Source organism: Elioraea sp. (assembly GCF_051860475.1).
Taxonomy (GTDB): domain Bacteria; phylum Pseudomonadota; class Alphaproteobacteria; order Acetobacterales; family Acetobacteraceae; genus Elioraea.
Genome location: NZ_JBHYDW010000110.1, coordinates 1 through 15,546, shown reverse-complemented (window position 1 = coordinate 15,546; position 15,546 = coordinate 1). Strand labels below are relative to the sequence as shown.

Annotated in this window: 16 protein-coding genes and 1 pseudogene; 9 read left to right on the top strand and 8 right to left on the bottom strand. The window is 70.2% G+C overall.

All coding sequences use genetic code 11. The annotated features are described in order from the left end of the window. The 9 genes from ACTIFU_RS17220 to ACTIFU_RS17180 all read left to right on the top strand — a co-directional run. Positions 1-383, top strand: a 383-nt coding sequence (locus ACTIFU_RS17220) for a DNA translocase FtsK (RefSeq protein ID WP_439579549.1), incomplete at its 5' end; no start/stop codon positions are given. A 96-nt stretch (positions 384-479) separates the two neighbouring features. After that, complete coding sequence (locus ACTIFU_RS17215; protein WP_439579548.1) at positions 480-1,661, top strand: YeeE/YedE thiosulfate transporter family protein; 1,182 nt, start codon at positions 480-482, stop codon at positions 1,659-1,661. Between the two features lie 104 nt (positions 1,662-1,765). Further along, positions 1,766-3,049 (top strand): ABC transporter substrate-binding protein, encoded by a 1,284-nt coding sequence (locus ACTIFU_RS17210; protein WP_439579547.1) that lies wholly within the window; start codon positions 1,766-1,768, stop codon positions 3,047-3,049. Next, positions 3,046-3,939 carry a carbohydrate ABC transporter permease gene (locus tag ACTIFU_RS17205; protein WP_439579546.1) on the top strand — a complete coding sequence of 298 codons (894 nt, stop codon included), beginning with the start codon at positions 3,046-3,048 and terminating at the stop codon, positions 3,937-3,939. Before ACTIFU_RS17210 ends, ACTIFU_RS17205 begins: the two co-directional genes overlap by 4 nt. Continuing rightward, on the top strand, positions 3,939-4,763 hold the full coding sequence (locus tag ACTIFU_RS17200; protein WP_439579545.1) for a carbohydrate ABC transporter permease: 825 nt from the start codon (positions 3,939-3,941) through the stop codon (positions 4,761-4,763). Before ACTIFU_RS17205 ends, ACTIFU_RS17200 begins: the two co-directional genes overlap by 1 nt. Next, positions 4,763-5,821 (top strand): ABC transporter ATP-binding protein, encoded by a 1,059-nt coding sequence (locus ACTIFU_RS17195; protein WP_439579544.1) that lies wholly within the window; start codon positions 4,763-4,765, stop codon positions 5,819-5,821. The genes ACTIFU_RS17200 and ACTIFU_RS17195 overlap by 1 nt, the downstream gene beginning before the upstream one ends. Before the next feature lie 11 nt (positions 5,822-5,832). Beyond that, complete coding sequence (locus tag ACTIFU_RS17190) at positions 5,833-6,807, top strand: Bug family tripartite tricarboxylate transporter substrate binding protein (protein WP_439579543.1); 975 nt, start codon at positions 5,833-5,835, stop codon at positions 6,805-6,807. An 11-nt stretch (positions 6,808-6,818) separates the two neighbouring features. Continuing rightward, complete coding sequence (locus ACTIFU_RS17185) at positions 6,819-7,502, top strand: RraA family protein (RefSeq protein ID WP_439579542.1); 684 nt, start codon at positions 6,819-6,821, stop codon at positions 7,500-7,502. Between the two features lies 1 nt (position 7,503). Next, entirely contained in the window at positions 7,504-8,490 is a 987-nt protein-coding gene (locus ACTIFU_RS17180) for an NAD(P)-dependent oxidoreductase (protein ID WP_439579541.1), read from the top strand. 50 nt (positions 8,491-8,540) lie between these two features. On the opposite strand, the pseudogene ACTIFU_RS17175 reads toward ACTIFU_RS17180, so the two are convergent. The 8 genes and pseudogenes from ACTIFU_RS17175 to ACTIFU_RS17140 form a co-directional block, all read right to left on the bottom strand. Beyond that, positions 8,541-8,744, bottom strand: a pseudogene (locus tag ACTIFU_RS17175) (IS30 family transposase); the annotation flags it as partial. Between the two features lie 328 nt (positions 8,745-9,072). After that, positions 9,073-9,447: a transposase gene (locus tag ACTIFU_RS17170; protein WP_439579540.1), complete on the bottom strand. Its 375-nt coding sequence runs from the start codon at positions 9,445-9,447 to the stop codon at positions 9,073-9,075. A 168-nt stretch (positions 9,448-9,615) separates the two neighbouring features. Beyond that, positions 9,616-10,830 carry an aminotransferase class V-fold PLP-dependent enzyme gene (locus ACTIFU_RS17165; protein ID WP_439579539.1) on the bottom strand — a complete coding sequence of 405 codons (1,215 nt, stop codon included), beginning with the start codon at positions 10,828-10,830 and terminating at the stop codon, positions 9,616-9,618. A gap of 63 nt (positions 10,831-10,893) precedes the next feature. Beyond that, positions 10,894-11,637: an amino acid ABC transporter ATP-binding protein gene (locus tag ACTIFU_RS17160; protein ID WP_439579538.1), complete on the bottom strand. Its 744-nt coding sequence runs from the start codon at positions 11,635-11,637 to the stop codon at positions 10,894-10,896. Beyond that, positions 11,637-12,722, bottom strand: coding sequence for an amino acid ABC transporter permease (locus tag ACTIFU_RS17155; RefSeq protein WP_439579537.1), 1,086 nt, complete (start codon positions 12,720-12,722; stop codon positions 11,637-11,639). The genes ACTIFU_RS17160 and ACTIFU_RS17155 overlap by 1 nt, the downstream gene beginning before the upstream one ends. Before the next feature lie 3 nt (positions 12,723-12,725). Beyond that, positions 12,726-13,940, bottom strand: a complete 1,215-nt coding sequence (locus ACTIFU_RS17150) for an amino acid ABC transporter permease (protein ID WP_439579536.1) — start codon at positions 13,938-13,940, stop codon at positions 12,726-12,728. 59 nt (positions 13,941-13,999) lie between these two features. After that, complete coding sequence (locus ACTIFU_RS17145) at positions 14,000-15,019, bottom strand: amino acid ABC transporter substrate-binding protein (protein ID WP_439579535.1); 1,020 nt, start codon at positions 15,017-15,019, stop codon at positions 14,000-14,002. A gap of 1 nt (position 15,020) precedes the next feature. Then, positions 15,021-15,546 (bottom strand): GntR family transcriptional regulator (locus ACTIFU_RS17140; protein WP_439579534.1); only part of this gene is annotated, 526 nt, incomplete at its 5' end.

Here is a 15,546-nt window from a genome sequence, read left to right as displayed (position 1 = left end):
GCAACATGCGTGTGCCCGGCCCGTTCGTCGCGGACAGCGCGGTCGAGGCGGTGGTGGCGCATCTGCGGGAACTCGGCGAGCCCGAGTATCTCGACGAGGTGACCGAGGCGGATGCCTCGGCCGGCGCGGGCGAGACGGCGCTGCCCGGCCTGGGCGGGCCGCTCGCCGGCGAGGAGAGCGACGAGACGTCGCTCTACGACCGCGCCGTCGATCTGGTGGCGCGCGAGGGCAAGGCGTCGACCAGCTTCATCCAGCGCCATCTCCAGATCGGCTACAACCGCGCCGCAAAGCTGATCGAGCAGATGGAGAAGGAGGGCGTGGTCGGGCCGCCGAACCACGTCGGCAAGCGCGAGATCCTGGTCCGCCGACCGGACCCGGATTGAGGCCGGCGGGTCGCCGCGATGTGCCGGCGGCGGGATTGATGGCGCCGGCGATCCCCATATAGACGGTCCGCCACGGCACGGAGGACCGGGACCAGCATGCCGGATCGCGTCACCTTTGCAGGCTCTGACTCGCGCGCCCTGCCGGTCTCGCCGGCGGTGGCGGTGGCGCTCTCGCTGGTCCTCGGTGGCGCGGCCTGGGTCGGCAGCGCGCAAGGCGCGCAGCATGGCTGGCTCTGGCTGGTCGGCGCCGGGCTCGGCTTTGTGCTGCATCACGCCGCCTTCGGCTTCGCCGGCGCGTTCCGGCGCCTGTTCGCCGAGGCGCGCACGGCGGGCCTGCGCGCGCAACTCGTGCTGCTCGGGCTCGGCGCAGTGCTGTTCCTGCCCGTGTTCGCCGCTGCCCCGGGCCTTGGCTTCGAGGCGCGCGGCTTCGTCTTCCCCTTCGGCGTCGCGACCGTGCTCGGCGCCTTCGTGTTCGGCATTGGCATGCAGGTCGCGGCCGGCTGCGTCTCGGGCACCTGCTACGCCGCCGGCGCCGGCAGCCCGGGCGCCATGCTCGCGCTGCCCTTCGCCGTGGTCGGCGCGACGGCGGCGGCGCTCACCGTCGATCTCTGGGGCGGGCTGCCGGAACTGCCCGCGGTCTCGCTGCCGGGGATCCTCGGCACGGCGCCGGCGCTCGCGGTGACCCTCGGCGCGCTCGCGCTCGCCTGGGTCGCGGCCGCGGCGCTCGAGCGGCGGCAGCACGGGGCGGTGCAGCCGATCGGCGGCGGCGGCGGGCTGCTGCGCGGGCCGTGGCCGCTGCTCTGGGGCGCGGTGGGGCTCGCCCTGCTCAATCTCGCCACCCTGCTGATCGCCGGCCGGCCCTGGGCGATCGTCGCCGCGCTGCCGCTCTGGGGCAGCCTCGCCGTCGAGGCGCTCGGCTGGGACGACCCGGCGTTCTGGACCTGGTGGCAGGAACCGACGCGGGCCGACTGGCTGTTCAACCCGCTGCTCGCCGACCGCACCACGGTGATGCTGCTGGCGCTGATGGCCGGGGCGATGCTGGCGGCGGCGCTGGCCGGCCGGTTCGCCCGGCGCGGCGGGCTGACCCTCGGCCGCGCGGCCGGGGCGGTGATCGGCGGGCTGATGATCGGCTGGGGCGGCATCGTCGCCGGCGGCTGCAACGTCAGCGCCTATGTCTCCGGGATCGCCTCGGGCAGCCTGCACGGCTGGGTCTGGATCGCCGCCGCCCTGCCGGGGAACTGGCTGGTCGTCGCGGTCGCGCAGCGCTGGTCGCGCTGAGTCGGACGAATTATCGACAATCGTGTTGACAGTCTGCCCCGGCGCACGGACCATTGCTGCCAACCGCGGGCGTACGACGCCCGATCCGGAGGAGGGGAGACGTCATGGCTTTCCGTCGCACCATGCTGGGCAGCGTGCTCGGCGCTGCCGTGTTCGCCGCAGGGCTCGCCGCACCCGCGGCCGCGCAGGAGATCACGCTCTGGTCGCACTGGGCGGCCGAGCAGCCGAAGCGCCAGTTCATCGAGGAGGCGATCCGCCGCTTCGAGGCCGCCAATCCGGGCGTGACCGTGCGCGCGACCTGGTACGAGAAGAACGCGCTCTATGCGGCATTGCGCACCGCACTGCGCGCTGGCCAGGGCCCGGATGTGTTCTACGCCGAGCCTGATCAGGTCGAGTACATCCAGAACGGGTTCCTGCTCGACCTCTCGCAGGGCGTCAACTGGGCCAACGTCGAGACCTGGGCGCGCGAGATCTGGAGCCATGGCGGCAAGCCCTACGGACTGCCGCTCGAGGCCTGGACGGTCGAGCTCTACGTCAACACGAAGATGCTCTCCGAGCTTGGTGCGCAGATTCCGGCCAACCTGCAGTTCACCCACGGCCAGCTGCTCGAGATCGTCCAGAAGGCGCGCGCGCGCAATATCGTGCCGATCTCGGCCGGTGTCGGCGACCGCCCCTTCCCCGGCGCGTTCCTCACCCATGAGACGTTGCTGATGCGGCTCGGCCGCGCGGACTACGGCCGCCTGCTGAAGGGCGAGATCAAGTGGGACGATCCGCGTGTGGTCGAGAGCCTGCGCGCGGTACGCGCGCTGGTCGATGCGCGTGCCCTCCCGCCCGGCGTGGCCACGCTGCAGCTCGGCCAGAGCCACACCTACTTCCACACCAATCCGGGCACGCTCCTCTTCCCGATGGGGTCCTGGTACACCAGCCGGGCCTTCAACCCACCCGATCAGGGCGGCCAGCCGGCCGACTTCCCGCTCGGCATCCTGCGCATGCCCGCTCCCGACAACGCGGCCTGCCCCAAGTGCCGCACCATCGCGGTCGGCGGCTCCTACGTGATCAACGCGGGCACGCGCCATCCGGACAAGGCCAAGGCGTTCCTGAACGCCTTCACGACGCCGGAGATGGGCGCGCTCTGGCTTCAGAACGTCATGGTGCAGACCGGCATCAAGGTGGATGTCGGCATGGTGACCGGACCGCGCGCCGGCTATTTCCGCGACCTCGCCGCCGCCAACGAGGGCAGCGAGTATTTCTTCGGCATCCCGCTGCAGATCCTGCAGGGACGTGCGCGCGACACCTTCACCCAGGTGGTCAACAACGCCTTCATCTCGGGCCAGGTGAGCGTCGATGAAGTGGTGCGCCAGATGAACGCGGCCACGGCCGCACGGTGACATTGACGCGCGAGCGGCCGGCCTGGGGCGCGATCATCCCGTTCCTCCTGCCGGCCGCGGTGTTCTATCTCGGCCTCACCGCCTATCCCGTCGTCCGCACGGTCTGGAACTCGGTGCACGAGGTGCTGCCGCGGCGCGAGACCTATGTCGGCGGCGCCCACTACGCCGAGCTTTGGGTGGACGACACCTTCTGGCGCGCGGTGCGCAATACCGTCACCTGGGCGCTCGCCGCGCCGTTCCTGGAAGTGTCGATCGCGCTGCTGCTGGCACTCGCGCTCTACGCCAAGGTGCCGGCGGCGCGGTTCCTCCGCATTGCCTGGTTCACGCCGGTGCTGATGAGCTACGTCGTTGTCGGCATCGTCTGGATGTGGATCTACAACTACGACTGGGGGGCGGCGAACGCGATCCTGCGCGCGGTGGGACTGGGTGACTGGGTCCAGCCCTGGCTCGGCACCACCGCCACCGCGCTCCCCGCGCTGATCCTGGTCACCACCTGGATGTGGACCGGGTTCAACATGGTGGTGCTGCTCGCCGCCCTGCACGCCCTGCCGACCGAGGTGATCGAGGCGGCGGAGCTCGACCGCTGCGGCTGGGGCGCGAAGCTCGTCCACGTGATGGTGCCGCTGATCCTGCCGACCATCCTGAACCTGCTCGTGCTCAGTTTCGTCGGCAAGATGAAGATCTTCGACCTCGTCTGGATCACGACCAAGGGCGGGCCGCTCTGGTCCACCGAGACGGTCTCCACCTATGTCTACAAGCGCGCCTTCGAGTGGAGCACCTTCGATCTCGGCTATCCCTCAGCGATCGCGACCGTGTGGTTCGTCATCGTCATGGCCTTCGTCGGCGTGCTGACCTGGATGGTGCGCCGCCAGCAGAAGCTCGAATACTGATGTGGGTGCGCGTGTTCGCCCGCGCGGCGGTGATGCTGGTGATTGTCCTCTGGACGATGTTCGCCGCGGGTCCCTTCCTCTGGGTCGCGACCATTTCGCTGCGCACCACCTCGGAGTTCATGGCCGCGCCCTACGCGCTGCCCGAGACCTGGCGGTTCGACAAGTTCGCCACCGCCTGGACGACCTCCGGCTACGACGCCTACTTCACCAACTCGATCATGGTGGTGTTCTCGGCGGTGGCGATCGTGACCACGGTCGGCGCGATGGCGGCGCACGCGCTCGCCCGCTACCGCTTCCCCGGCAATCGCGTGGTCTATCTGCTGATCTTCTCGACCATCGTGCTGCCGCCGCAGATCACCGTGATCGCGCTGTTCCAGACGCTCGCGAACATGGGGCTCTACGACACGCGCGTCGGCCTGACGCTCGTCTATGCCGCGGTGCAGCTGCCGCTGACGGTCTACATCCTGGAGAGCTTCTTCGCGCGCATCCCGGCCGACCTGTTCGACGCCGCGCGGATCGACGGCTACTCGGAGTGGGCGACGTTCTGGAAGGTCGCGTTTCCCGTGGCGATGCCGGCGATCGCCACGGTGGTGATCCTCAACACCATCCTGCTCTGGAACGAGTTCCTCTACGCCGTGGTGCTGATCGCCGACGACGCCAAGCGCACGCTGCCCTTGGGAATCCAGAAGTTCATGGGCGATCAGCTCGAGGACTACGGCATGATCGCCACTGGGCTGATGATCGCCATCGTGCCCGTGGTGCTGATCTACGCGATCTTCAGCGAGAAGCTGATCCAGGGCATGACGGCGGGGGCGGTGAAGTAATGGCGACCGTCACGCTCGACCGTCTCGGCAAGCGCTACGCCGGCGGCGGCGCCCCCGCCGTGCAGGACGTCACGCTGGAGATCGCGCATGGCGAGTTCTTCGTCCTGCTCGGGCCGTCGGGCTGCGGCAAGTCCACCACGCTGCGCATGATTGCCGGGCTGGAGCCGATCACCGAGGGCACACTCGCGATCAACGGCGCGCGGATGAACGAGGTGCCTGCGCGCGACCGCGACATCGCCATGGTGTTCCAGTCCTACGCGCTCTATCCGCACATGACCGTCTACGACAACATGGCGTTCGGGCTGCGCCGCCGCTCCATGCCCAAGGCGGAGATCGACCGCCGCGTGCGTGACGCCGCGGCCATTCTCGGCCTTGAGCCGTTCCTCGCGCGCCGGCCGCACGCGCTCTCGGGCGGCCAGCGCCAGCGCGTCGCGGTCGGGCGCGCGATCGTGCGCGACCCCAAGGTGTTCCTGTTCGACGAGCCGCTGTCGAACCTTGACGCCGCGCTGCGCGCCTCGACGCGCCAGGAGCTCACGCGGCTGCACCGGCGCCTCGGCGCGACCATGATCTACGTCACGCACGACCAGGTCGAGGCGATGACGATGGGCGACCGGATCTGCATCATGGATCACGGCCGCGTCGCGCAGATCGGCGCGCCGCTGGAGGTCTACCACCGCCCCGCCACGACCTTCGTCGCCGGCTTCCTCGGCAGCCCGCCGATGAACCTGCTGCCCGCCACCGTCGTGGGTGGCGCGGTGCGGCTCGGCGCGGCCGCGCTGAGGCGTCCTGCATCGGTGCCGGACGGCCCCGTCACGCTCGGCGTCCGACCCGAGGATCTCGTGCCGGTCCCGGACGCACCGCTCGTGGGCGAGGTCGTCGCCGTCGAGCCGCTCGGCGCCGAGACGATCCTGTCCATCCGCCTGCCGGGGGTGGAGCGCGAACTCATGCTGCGCGCCGGCCGCACAGCGCCCGCCGGTCTCGGTGAGCGGATCGCGCTGCTCGCGCCCGACGACGCGCTGCATCTGTTCGACGCCACCACCGGCCACAGACTCAACTGAGGGAGGACCCCATGACCGCACTCACCCGCCGTTCCGCGCTTGCCGTCGCGGCGCTCGCGCCCTTCGCCGCGCAGGCGCAAGGCGCATGGCCCACCGGGCCGATCCGCATCCTCATCCCCTTCGCGCCGGGCGGCGTGCCGGACATCGTCGCGCGCCTGGTCGCTCCGCACCTGCACACCGGGCTCGGCCAGCCGGTGCTGGTCGAGAACCGGCCCGGTGCGGGCGGCGCGATCGCGGCCGAGGCGGTCGCGCGCTCGACACCCGATGGCTACACGCTGTTCATGACCACGGTCAGCACCCAGGCGATCGCGCCAGGGCTGCGGCCCGATCTGCGCTACGACCCGGACCGGGATTTCGCGCCGATCAGCCTGATCGCGCGCGTGCCGCTGGTGCTGCTGGTGCCGCCGTCGCTCGGCGTGCGCGACGTGAAGGGACTGCTCGATCTGCTCCGCCGCGAGCCCGGCCGGCACGCCTTCGCCTCCTCCGGCGTCGGCGCGCCGCTGCATCTCGCCGGCGAACTGTTCCGCCAGCTCGCCGGTGTCGATGTCACCCATGTGCCCTATCGCGGCTCCTCGCCGGCGCTGACCGACCTCGTCGCGGGCCGCGTCACCTTCATGTTCGACGCGCTGCCGCCCGCGGTGCCGTTCATCGCCGACGGTCGGCTGACCGCGCTCGGCGTCGGCACGCTCGAGCGCGCCCGCGCGCGGCCCGAGATCCCGACCATGCAGGAGGCCGGCATCGAGGGCTTCGAGGCGTACACCTGGGCTGCGTTCTACGCACCGGGCGGCACGCCCGCGCCGATCGTCGAGCGGCTGCACACCGAGGTGGCGAAGGCCGCTCGCCAGCCCGACGTGACCGAGCGCATGCAGCAGCTCGGCTACGAGCTGGTCGTCTCCACGCCCGCCGAGCTCGCCGCGTTCCAGCGCCGCGAGCGCGCCAAATGGGCCGAGGTGATCAAGCGCGGCAACATCACCGTCGAGAACTGAGAGGACATCCCGTGGCAGACGCTCCTGCGCTCACCATCCGTCGTGACTGGCCGCGGCCATCCGACGCAGAGATCGCGCCGTTCCGCGACGCGCCGACCGGCTGGGTGGTGGACGCGCAGGCGCGGCGCGGCGCGATCGACCATCGTATCCGTGCCGTGACGAAGGCCGTGCGCATCGTCGGCACCGCGCTGCCCGTATGGTCGCGTGGCCGGGACAACCTCGCCCCCTATGCCGCGCTGCGCTTCGCCAAGCACAGCGACGTGCTGATGGTCGCGACCGAGGACTTCGAGGGTGCCTCGGTCGCCGGCGACATCCTCATCGGCATGGCGAAGAACGCCGGCATCGTCGGCTGCGTCACCGACGGCGTGGTGCGCGACATCCCCGGCCTCGATGCGGTCGGGATCCCGGTGTTCGCGCGCGGGGTGACGCCCAATTCGCCGCAGAAGGACGGGCCTGGGATCATCGGGCTGCCGATCGTGCTCGGCGGCGTGATCGTGGCGCCGGGCGACCTGGTCGTCGCGGACGGCGACGGCGTGGTCGTGGTGCCGCGCGCGACCGTGGCCGCGGTCGGCGCCGAGCTCGCGGCGATCGGGAGGAAGGAGGCGGAGATGGACGCGACCGTGCGCGGCGGCGCCAAGGTGCCCGGCTGGCTCGAGGAGCGCCTGTCGCGTCCCGACGTCAGGTTCGTGGACTGACATGAGCCATCGCGTCGCCTATTGGAGCGTCGGCACGCCCGAACTCTATGCGCTGCTACACCGGCTCGCCCCGCCGGAGCTCGAACTGTTGACGCTCGCCGCCGGCGACGAGCCGGAGCGGCTCGCGCTCGCCGCCGAGGCCGAGGCGGTCGTGGTGGCAGCGAGCCCCTTCACCGAGGCGCATCTGGCGGCGGCGCGGCGGCTCCGGTTCGCGCAGCACCAGGGCGTGGGCTGGCAGGACACGGTGGCGTGGCAGGGGTTGGCCGCGCGCGGCATCCCGCTCGCCACCACGCCGCAGGGCACGACGCTGCCGGTCGCCGAGATGACCGTGCTGCTCGCACTCGCGGGACTTCGCCGCCTGCCCTTCGCGGATGCCGAGCTGCGCCGCGGCCGGTGGCACGTGAACGCACTGCGGCCGGTGTCACGCAATCTCGCCGGCCGCGTGGTCGGCTATGTGGGCTTCGGCCGGATCGGCCAGGCGGCGGCCGAACGCTTTGCCGCCTTCGGCACGACGGGCATCTACTTCGATCCCGTCGTGACGCTGGCGGCGGCGGACGAGGCGCGTCTCAAGGTGCGCCGTGCAGCGTCGCTGGACGCGCTGCTCGCGGAAGCCGAGATCGTCACGCTGCACCTGCCGGTGACGGCGGAGAGCCGCAACCTGATCGATGCGGCAGCGATCGCGCGCATGCGCCCTGGCGCGGTGCTGGTGAACACCGCGCGCGGTGGGCTGGTGGACGAGGCCGCGCTTGCGGCGGCACTGCGCGAGGGGCGCCTGCTCGCCGCCGCGCTCGACGTGTTCGAGGCCGAGCCGCCGCAGGCCGACCATCCGCTCCTGTCTCTGCCGAACGTGGTGCTGACCCCGCATATCAGCGCCGGCACGCTCGATGCGTTCGAGGAGAAACTCTCGGCCGCACTCGGAAACGTGGCGGCGTTCTTCGCCGGCGGCGACGTCGCGAACCTGGTGCGGCTGCCGGCTTCGGTGGGATAGCCCGGCGACTGTTCCGACGCCTGCCCCCGGTTCAGGTCAGGCGTGACGACTGGTGCCATTCCGCCCGCCTCCCGGAACCAGCGGAACCCGACCGGCTGCGAGACTCCAACCGCCATCGCCGCGTCATCGCTCGAAAGCCCCTCGGCGACCAGCGCCCAGAACCGTCGCCGATCCTCCTGCCGCGCCACAGGAGGCCGCCCCGGCGAATGCAGCTTCGCTCGCAGAGCCCGATCCGAACGCCGTCGACCCGTCATCGCAGCACCCTCCGCCACAGTGTTGCGACAACCACGTGAATCCACCGTATGACCGTGGGTATGGGTGATGAGACCTGTGCGCGGGAGTGGGGTCGGCGTTGAAGTCCGCAGAGATAGGCAGAGACGGTAGGGATGGATGCGCGGGTTTGGCTGCGATCGGAGTGATCTCGCTGGTTTCGCCTGCGCCGGCCCGGCTGCGGACAGGGTCCGCCTGTCTCAAGCGGCGGCGCCGATCAGCGTCGCGGTGCGACGCAGGTTGCAGGCGAACGCGGCGAGCCTGACCTGGAGCCCGACCTTGCCGAGGCCGAGCCAGCGCATCCGGCCTGCCTCAGGGGACGGTGTGCACGACCTGCGGTGTGCCACCATCCGCGATGATGACACGCTCGGCCGCGCGACCGGCAAAGGCGCAATCGCCGTAGACCCCGCCGGGCTCCGGCGGCAGCACCGCCGCCAGTTCGGCCGCGTCGTGCACATTTGCGGTGGTGACCTGGACGCCGCGGATCAGCCCGGCGGCTGCGTCGGTCGCCACCTGTGCCTTGTAGCCATGCACCGGCTTGCGCCGCCGGTGCCGAGATGCCGACCCGACGACGATCGATCGCCCGCCCAGTCGATCAGCCCCGCAAGCTGCGACAGCGACCTCGCCGCCCGCGGCTCTGACCGCGCAATGAGATCCTCTTGACCGATCCGACGCCGTGCCATCCACGCCTCCGTCATCAGGGGACGGAAGCGAATCAAAGCACACCGCGTCGACGCAAGCACCCCCGCGCGCAGGTCACATGAGGGCGGCAACGCACTGCCACCGTTCTCGCCGTCCGAATGCACACACCATTTCAAAGCCGCGGGATCTCAGCCGAAATGAAAGAAAACTGCTTTAGCGCTGCCCCGCAAGGCTCTCCTGCGCGACCGCAACGACCTTCGCCACGTCATCCTCGTTGCTGTACATGTGGAACCCGAACCGGAGGAGGCCGCGGCGGATCGAGAAGCGCACGCGCGCCTCGGTAAGCGCACTCGCGAGCCGATTGAGCGTCGGATTGCGCGTCGCGTAGGCGTCGCCCGCGCCGCGCTCGCCGATCGTCACGAGGTGGCTGAGCGCGCGCGCATCCGACGGGCGCTGCACCGGCAGGCCGAGCCCTTCAAGTCCGGACCGCAGCGCCTCGGCGAGCCCCAGCGCATGCGGCTCGACCCGGGAGACGCCGACCGCATTGATCTCCTTCATCGCCTGCGCCGCAGCTGCGATCCCGACCCAGTTCGGATTGCCGACCTCGAACCGTTCCGCGGTCGGGGCAAACCGGAAGTCCACGCTCTCGATCTCGGAGTAGTGGCCGGAGGTTGCAATGCTGGTCCGCGCGACGAAGGCCGGCGAGAGGCGCTCGAGCCAGGCATCGCCTACCCAGAGGAAGCCAAGCCCCATCAGACCGAGCAGACCCTTGCTGGTGGAGGTCGCCAACGCATCGATGGCCTCGCGCTCGACGTCGAGCTCCAGCACTCCGCAGCTCTGCACGCCGTCGACGAGGAACAGCGCGCCCTGCCTGCGCGCAGCGCGCCCGATTGTCGCCAGATCGGTTCGGAAGCCCGGCGTGAAGGTGACGCTCGCCGCCGTGACGATGCGCGTGCGCGCGTCGATCGCCGCGGCGAGTCCCTCGGCGTCGATCTCGGTGCCGCGCGGCGGGACGGCTCGGACTTCCACGCCCAGCCGGCGCAGCCCGTACCAGAGATAGATATTGTTCGCGTGCTCCAGGTCAGCCGATACGACCACGTTGTCGCCGGGCTGCCAGTCGAGCGCGGTCGCCACCGCATTGAGGCCCTCGGAGACGTTCTTGGTGGCGGCGACCTCGGCCGGCCTGCCGCCGATCATGCGCGCGAACTCGCTCCGACATGTCGCGAGCAGCGGGTTGATCGTCTCCTTCGCGACATCAACCAGCCAATGCCCGTCGATCAGCTCGGCAGCCGCCTGCCGCGTGCCGTCCGAGACGATCCCGCGCGAGCCGACGTTGAGATAGGTCCACTCGCGCGCCGCCGGGAAACGGGCGCGGATCGCCGCAAAGCTCTCGCTCGCGGGAGAAGGCTTCAGCGTGGCGGTGTCCATGGCGGTCCTCGCGTCTGGCTTTCTGGTGTCGTTACGGCATCTGCCGGCAGCGCACGCTGCGCGTCAATGGCGCAGAATCTGACCGAGGAAGCGCCTGGTGCGCTCGTTCCGCGGCGCGGTGAAGAACTGCCCGGGCGGGGCCTCCTCGACGATCTCGCCCTGGTCCATGAACACCACGCGGTCGGCGACCGCGCGCGCGAAGCCCATCTCGTGCGTCACCACCAGCATGGTGCGGCCCTCGCCGGCGAGATCGGTCATCACGTCGAGCACCTCCTTGATCATCTCCGGATCAAGCGCCGAGGTCGGCTCGTCGAACAGCAGAATGTCGGGCTCCATCGCCAGCGCGCGCGCGATCGCCACCCGCTGCTGCTGACCACCCGAGAGCTGGCCCGGATACTTCTCCGCGTGCTCGGGGATGCGGACCCGCTCCAGATAGCGCAGCGCACGCGCCTCGGCCTCGGCGCGCGGAAGGCCGAGCACGGAGATCGGCGCGAAAGTGAGGTTCTCGATCGCGGTCAGATGCGGGAAGAGGTTGAAGGTCTGGAACACCATCGCGGTCTTGCGCCGCACCGCGCGGATGTTGCGCAGGTCGTCGTCCAGCGTGATCCCGTCCACCGTGATCGCGCCTTCGTCGGCCGCCTCCAGCCGGTTGATGCAGCGAACCAGCGTGGACTTGCCAGAGCCGGACGGGCCGCAGATCACCACCTTCTCGCCGCGGCCGACGCGGAGCGAGACGCCGTTCAGCGCCCGGAACGTGCCGAAGCGCTTCACCACGCCCTCCATCGCGATCAGGGGACCCGGCGCCATCAGTAGTTCCGTCCGGTCTTCAGCTCGGCCTCCAGCTTCTGGCTGTACTGCGACATGGTGAAGCAGAACGCGAAGTAGAGCAGCGCGATGAACAGATAGGCCTCGACATAGAAGCGCGACCAGTGCGGGTCCTCGAGCGCGGCCATGGTGCCGCCGAGCACGTCGAGCAGGCCGATGATCAGCAGCACCGAGGTGTTCTTGAACGCCCGGATCACGTCGTTGACGATCGGCGGGATGACGATGCGCAGCGCCTGCGGCAGCACGATCCTGACGGTGCGCTCCCAGGCCGAGACGCCAAGCGAGTCTGCCGCCTCGAACTGCCCGCGCGGGATGGCCTGCAGGCCGCCGCGCACGGACTCGGCCGTGTAGGCGGCGAAGAACATGATCATGCCGACCTGCGCGCGCAGCAGCTTGTCGAAGTTCACCCCGGCCGGCATGAACAGCGGGAACAGCAGGGCGGCGACGAACAGGATGTTGACCAGCGGGATGCCGCGGATCGTCTCGATATAGCCGATCGACAGGCGGCGGATCACCGGCAGCCGCGACTGGCGCCCGAGCGCCAGCAGGACCGCGAGCGGCATCCCGCCGATCACCGTGCCGACGAAGATGAACAAGGTCAGCGGCAGTCCGCCCCAGAGTGCGGTCGGCACATGGGGCAGGCCGAGGAAACCCCCGAACTGCACTGCCAATGCGGCGGCAAGACCCAGCGGCCAGAGGACGAGCAGGGCGGCCGAGTGGAACCGTCGCACCGTCAGCACGGCGATCAGCGCAACGACGATCGCCATCGCCAGCACGCCGCGCCAGTGCTGGTCGTACGGATAGGTGCCGAACAGCATCACGCGGTGCTTCTCGGCGACGACCGCCCAGCACGCGCCCGAAGCGGCGCGGCATGCGGCAGGATCCTCGGTGATCCAGATACTGTCCAGGACGGCCCAGCGGACCAGCGGCGGGACGGTCATGATCGCGGCTGCCACCAGCATGATCGTCAGGATCGAGGACGTGACCGAACCGAAGAAGTTCGCGCGCAGCCATCCGGACCAGGACATCGCGCCGGACGGCGGCGACGATCGGGCTGCGGTGAGCACGCTTCAACGCTCCTTGATCGCGACGGCGCGGTTGTAGAGGTTCATCGCCGCCGCGATCGAGAAGCTGATCAGCAGATAGACCACCGACATCAGCAGCAGCGCCTCGACGACATGGCCGGTCTGGTTCAGCGTCGTGTTCGAGACATTCACGAGATCGGGATAGCCGATCACCACCGCGAGCGAGCTGCTCTTGGTCAGGCTGACATACTGGCCCGCGGTCGGCGGGATCATCACGCGCAGCGCCTGAGGCAGCAGCACCAGGCGGTAGATCTGGCCCTGGTCGAGGCCGAGCGAGCGCGCCGCCTCGACCTGGCCGCGGCCGACCGACTGGATGCCGCTGCGCACGATCTCGGCGATGAAGGCGCCGGTGTAGAGCGCAAGCCCGAGGAAGAGCGCGATGAACTCGGGCGACATCGTCACCCCGCCGGTGAAGTTGAGCCCGCGCAGAGCGGGGCGTTCGAGCGCGGTGGGCGCGCCGGTGACGGCCCAGGCCAGCAGCGGCAGACCGAGGATCAGCGCGAGACGCCACGGCCCGATCGCCGGCCGTGCGCCCGTGCGCGCCTGCACCCGACGTGCCCAACGCGTCAGCAGCACGGCACCGGCGACGCCGAGGAGCAGCGCGGCGAACGCCCAGGTGAAGCCGTCATGCGGCACCGGCCAGGGCAGTTTGAGGCCGCGGTTGCTCAGATAGACGTCCGCGCCGGGCGACAGCGCCTGGCGTGGCCCGGGCAGGCGCGTCATCACCGCGTACCAGAACACGATCTGCAGCAGTTGCGGCGTGTTCCGGAACAGCTCGACATAGGCGGCCGCAAGCTTGGCGACCCCGAGATTCGACGACAGCCGCATCAGCCCGAACACCAGCCCGATCAGCGTCGCCGCAACAATGGACAGCAGCGACACCCGAAGCGTGTTGATCAGCCCGACCAGGAACGCGCGCAGATAGGTGTCGGACGGCGCGTAGTCGAGCAACAGCGTCTCGCCGATGCCGAACCCTGCCTCCTGTCCGAGATAGCCGAAGCCGGAGGCGATCCCGCGCGCGCGCAGCGCCTGGGCCGCATTGGCGATCAGGAAACCGAACAGGCCGACCACCGCGCCGAGCACGAGCAGTTGCAGCACGGCCTCTCGGACGCGTCGATCATGCAGGATGCGGTCGAGCCCGACCCGCCGTGCTGGCTCCGTGCGGTGGGCCTGCTCCGCGACGTCCTGTGTGATCGCCATGTGCGTGGCGCGGTCGATCGGCCGGGCCGTGGCGAGTGCCGCCGGCCCGGTCGCGTCCGTCAGTTGAAGGGCGGCGAATAGAGCAGCCCGCCGCGCGTCCAGAGATCGTTGATGCCGCGCGGCAGCTTCAGCGCCGACTGCGCGCCGAAGCTGCGCTCGTACGCCTCGCCGTAGTTCCCGACCTGTTTGATGATCCGATAGGCCCACTGGTCATCGAGCCCGAGGGCACGGCCGAGGCCCGGTGTGAGCCCCAGCAGGCGGCGGATGTTCTGGTCGGTGGTGTCCTTGAAGCTGTCCACGTTCGCCGACGTCACACCCGCCTCCTCGGCCTCGATCATCGCGTAGACCACCCAGGTGACGATGTCCTTCCACTGATTGTCGCCGTGCCGCACCACTGGCCCCATCGGATCCTTCCCCGCGATCTCGGGCAGGAACACGAAGTCGTCCGGATTGGCCGCGAAGATCGAACGCTGCGAGGCGAGCCCCGAGGTGGTCTGGACGTTCACGTCGCAGCGGCCGGAGAAGAACGCCTGCGAGAGCTCCTGCGGCTTGTCGATCACGACCGCGCGGTACTGCATGCCGTGCTGACGGAACACATCAGCGACCACCTTCTCGGAGGTGGAGCCCGGCGCGACGCAGACCGTCGCGCCGTTCAGGTCCTTCACGGTAGTCGCGCCGAGCGCGCGCGGCACCATGAAGCCCTGGGCGTCGTAGAACGTGATCGGCCCGAAATCGAAGCCGAGGCTCGTGTCGCGCATCAGCGTCTTGGTGACGTTGTTGGTGAGGATATCGATCTCGCCGGTCTGCAGCGCCGGGAAGCGGCTCTGCGCGGTGGTGCGGACGAACTGGGTCTTCGACGCATCGCCGAGCACGGCGGCGGCGACGGCACGGCAGGTGTCGATGTCGATCCCGGTCCAGCGCCCCTGGCTGTCAAGCACCGAGAACCCGGCCCGGCCGCCATGGATGCCGCAGATCAGCGAGCCGCGCTGCTTCACCGTGTCGAGTGTGGACGCCGCAGCGTCCTGCGCCAGGGCCGTGAGCGCCAACGCGGCGGCCACATACATCAGTCTCCCGTTCATCTCAGCCTCTCCTCTTGCGGGCGGTGGATTGCTGTGTCCCGGCTTGGGTTCCGGCCGATGGCGGCTCGATCGCTGCGAGCGCCAGCACGCCGGAGGTGGACAGGCGCACGCGCGCCTCGAGAACGCCGGCGAGGTGATCGCTCATGCGACGCTGCGCGAGCGTGGCATCGCCCGCCTCGATCGCATCGAGGATCGCGAGATGCTCCACCAGGCTTCGGCGCGCCTGTTCCGCATCGACCGGCCGGCCCGAGCGCAGAGCCATGATCGGCATCCGCAACGCCTCGTACATCTGGCGCATGCGCCGATTGCCGGTCGCCGCGACGATCGCGTCATGGAAGTCCCAGCCGACCCGGTGCATCCGCTCGATCGCCTCCGGGTCGTCCCGGTCGCGGAACGCGGCGAGCCGGGCGCGGAAGCCGCGCAGCCCGGGCGACGCGCCGCGCTGGGTGACCAGCACCGTCGCCATGCCCTCGATCGCGAGCCGGACCTCGTAGATCTCGCGCACGTCGTCGATCGAGGGCTGACGC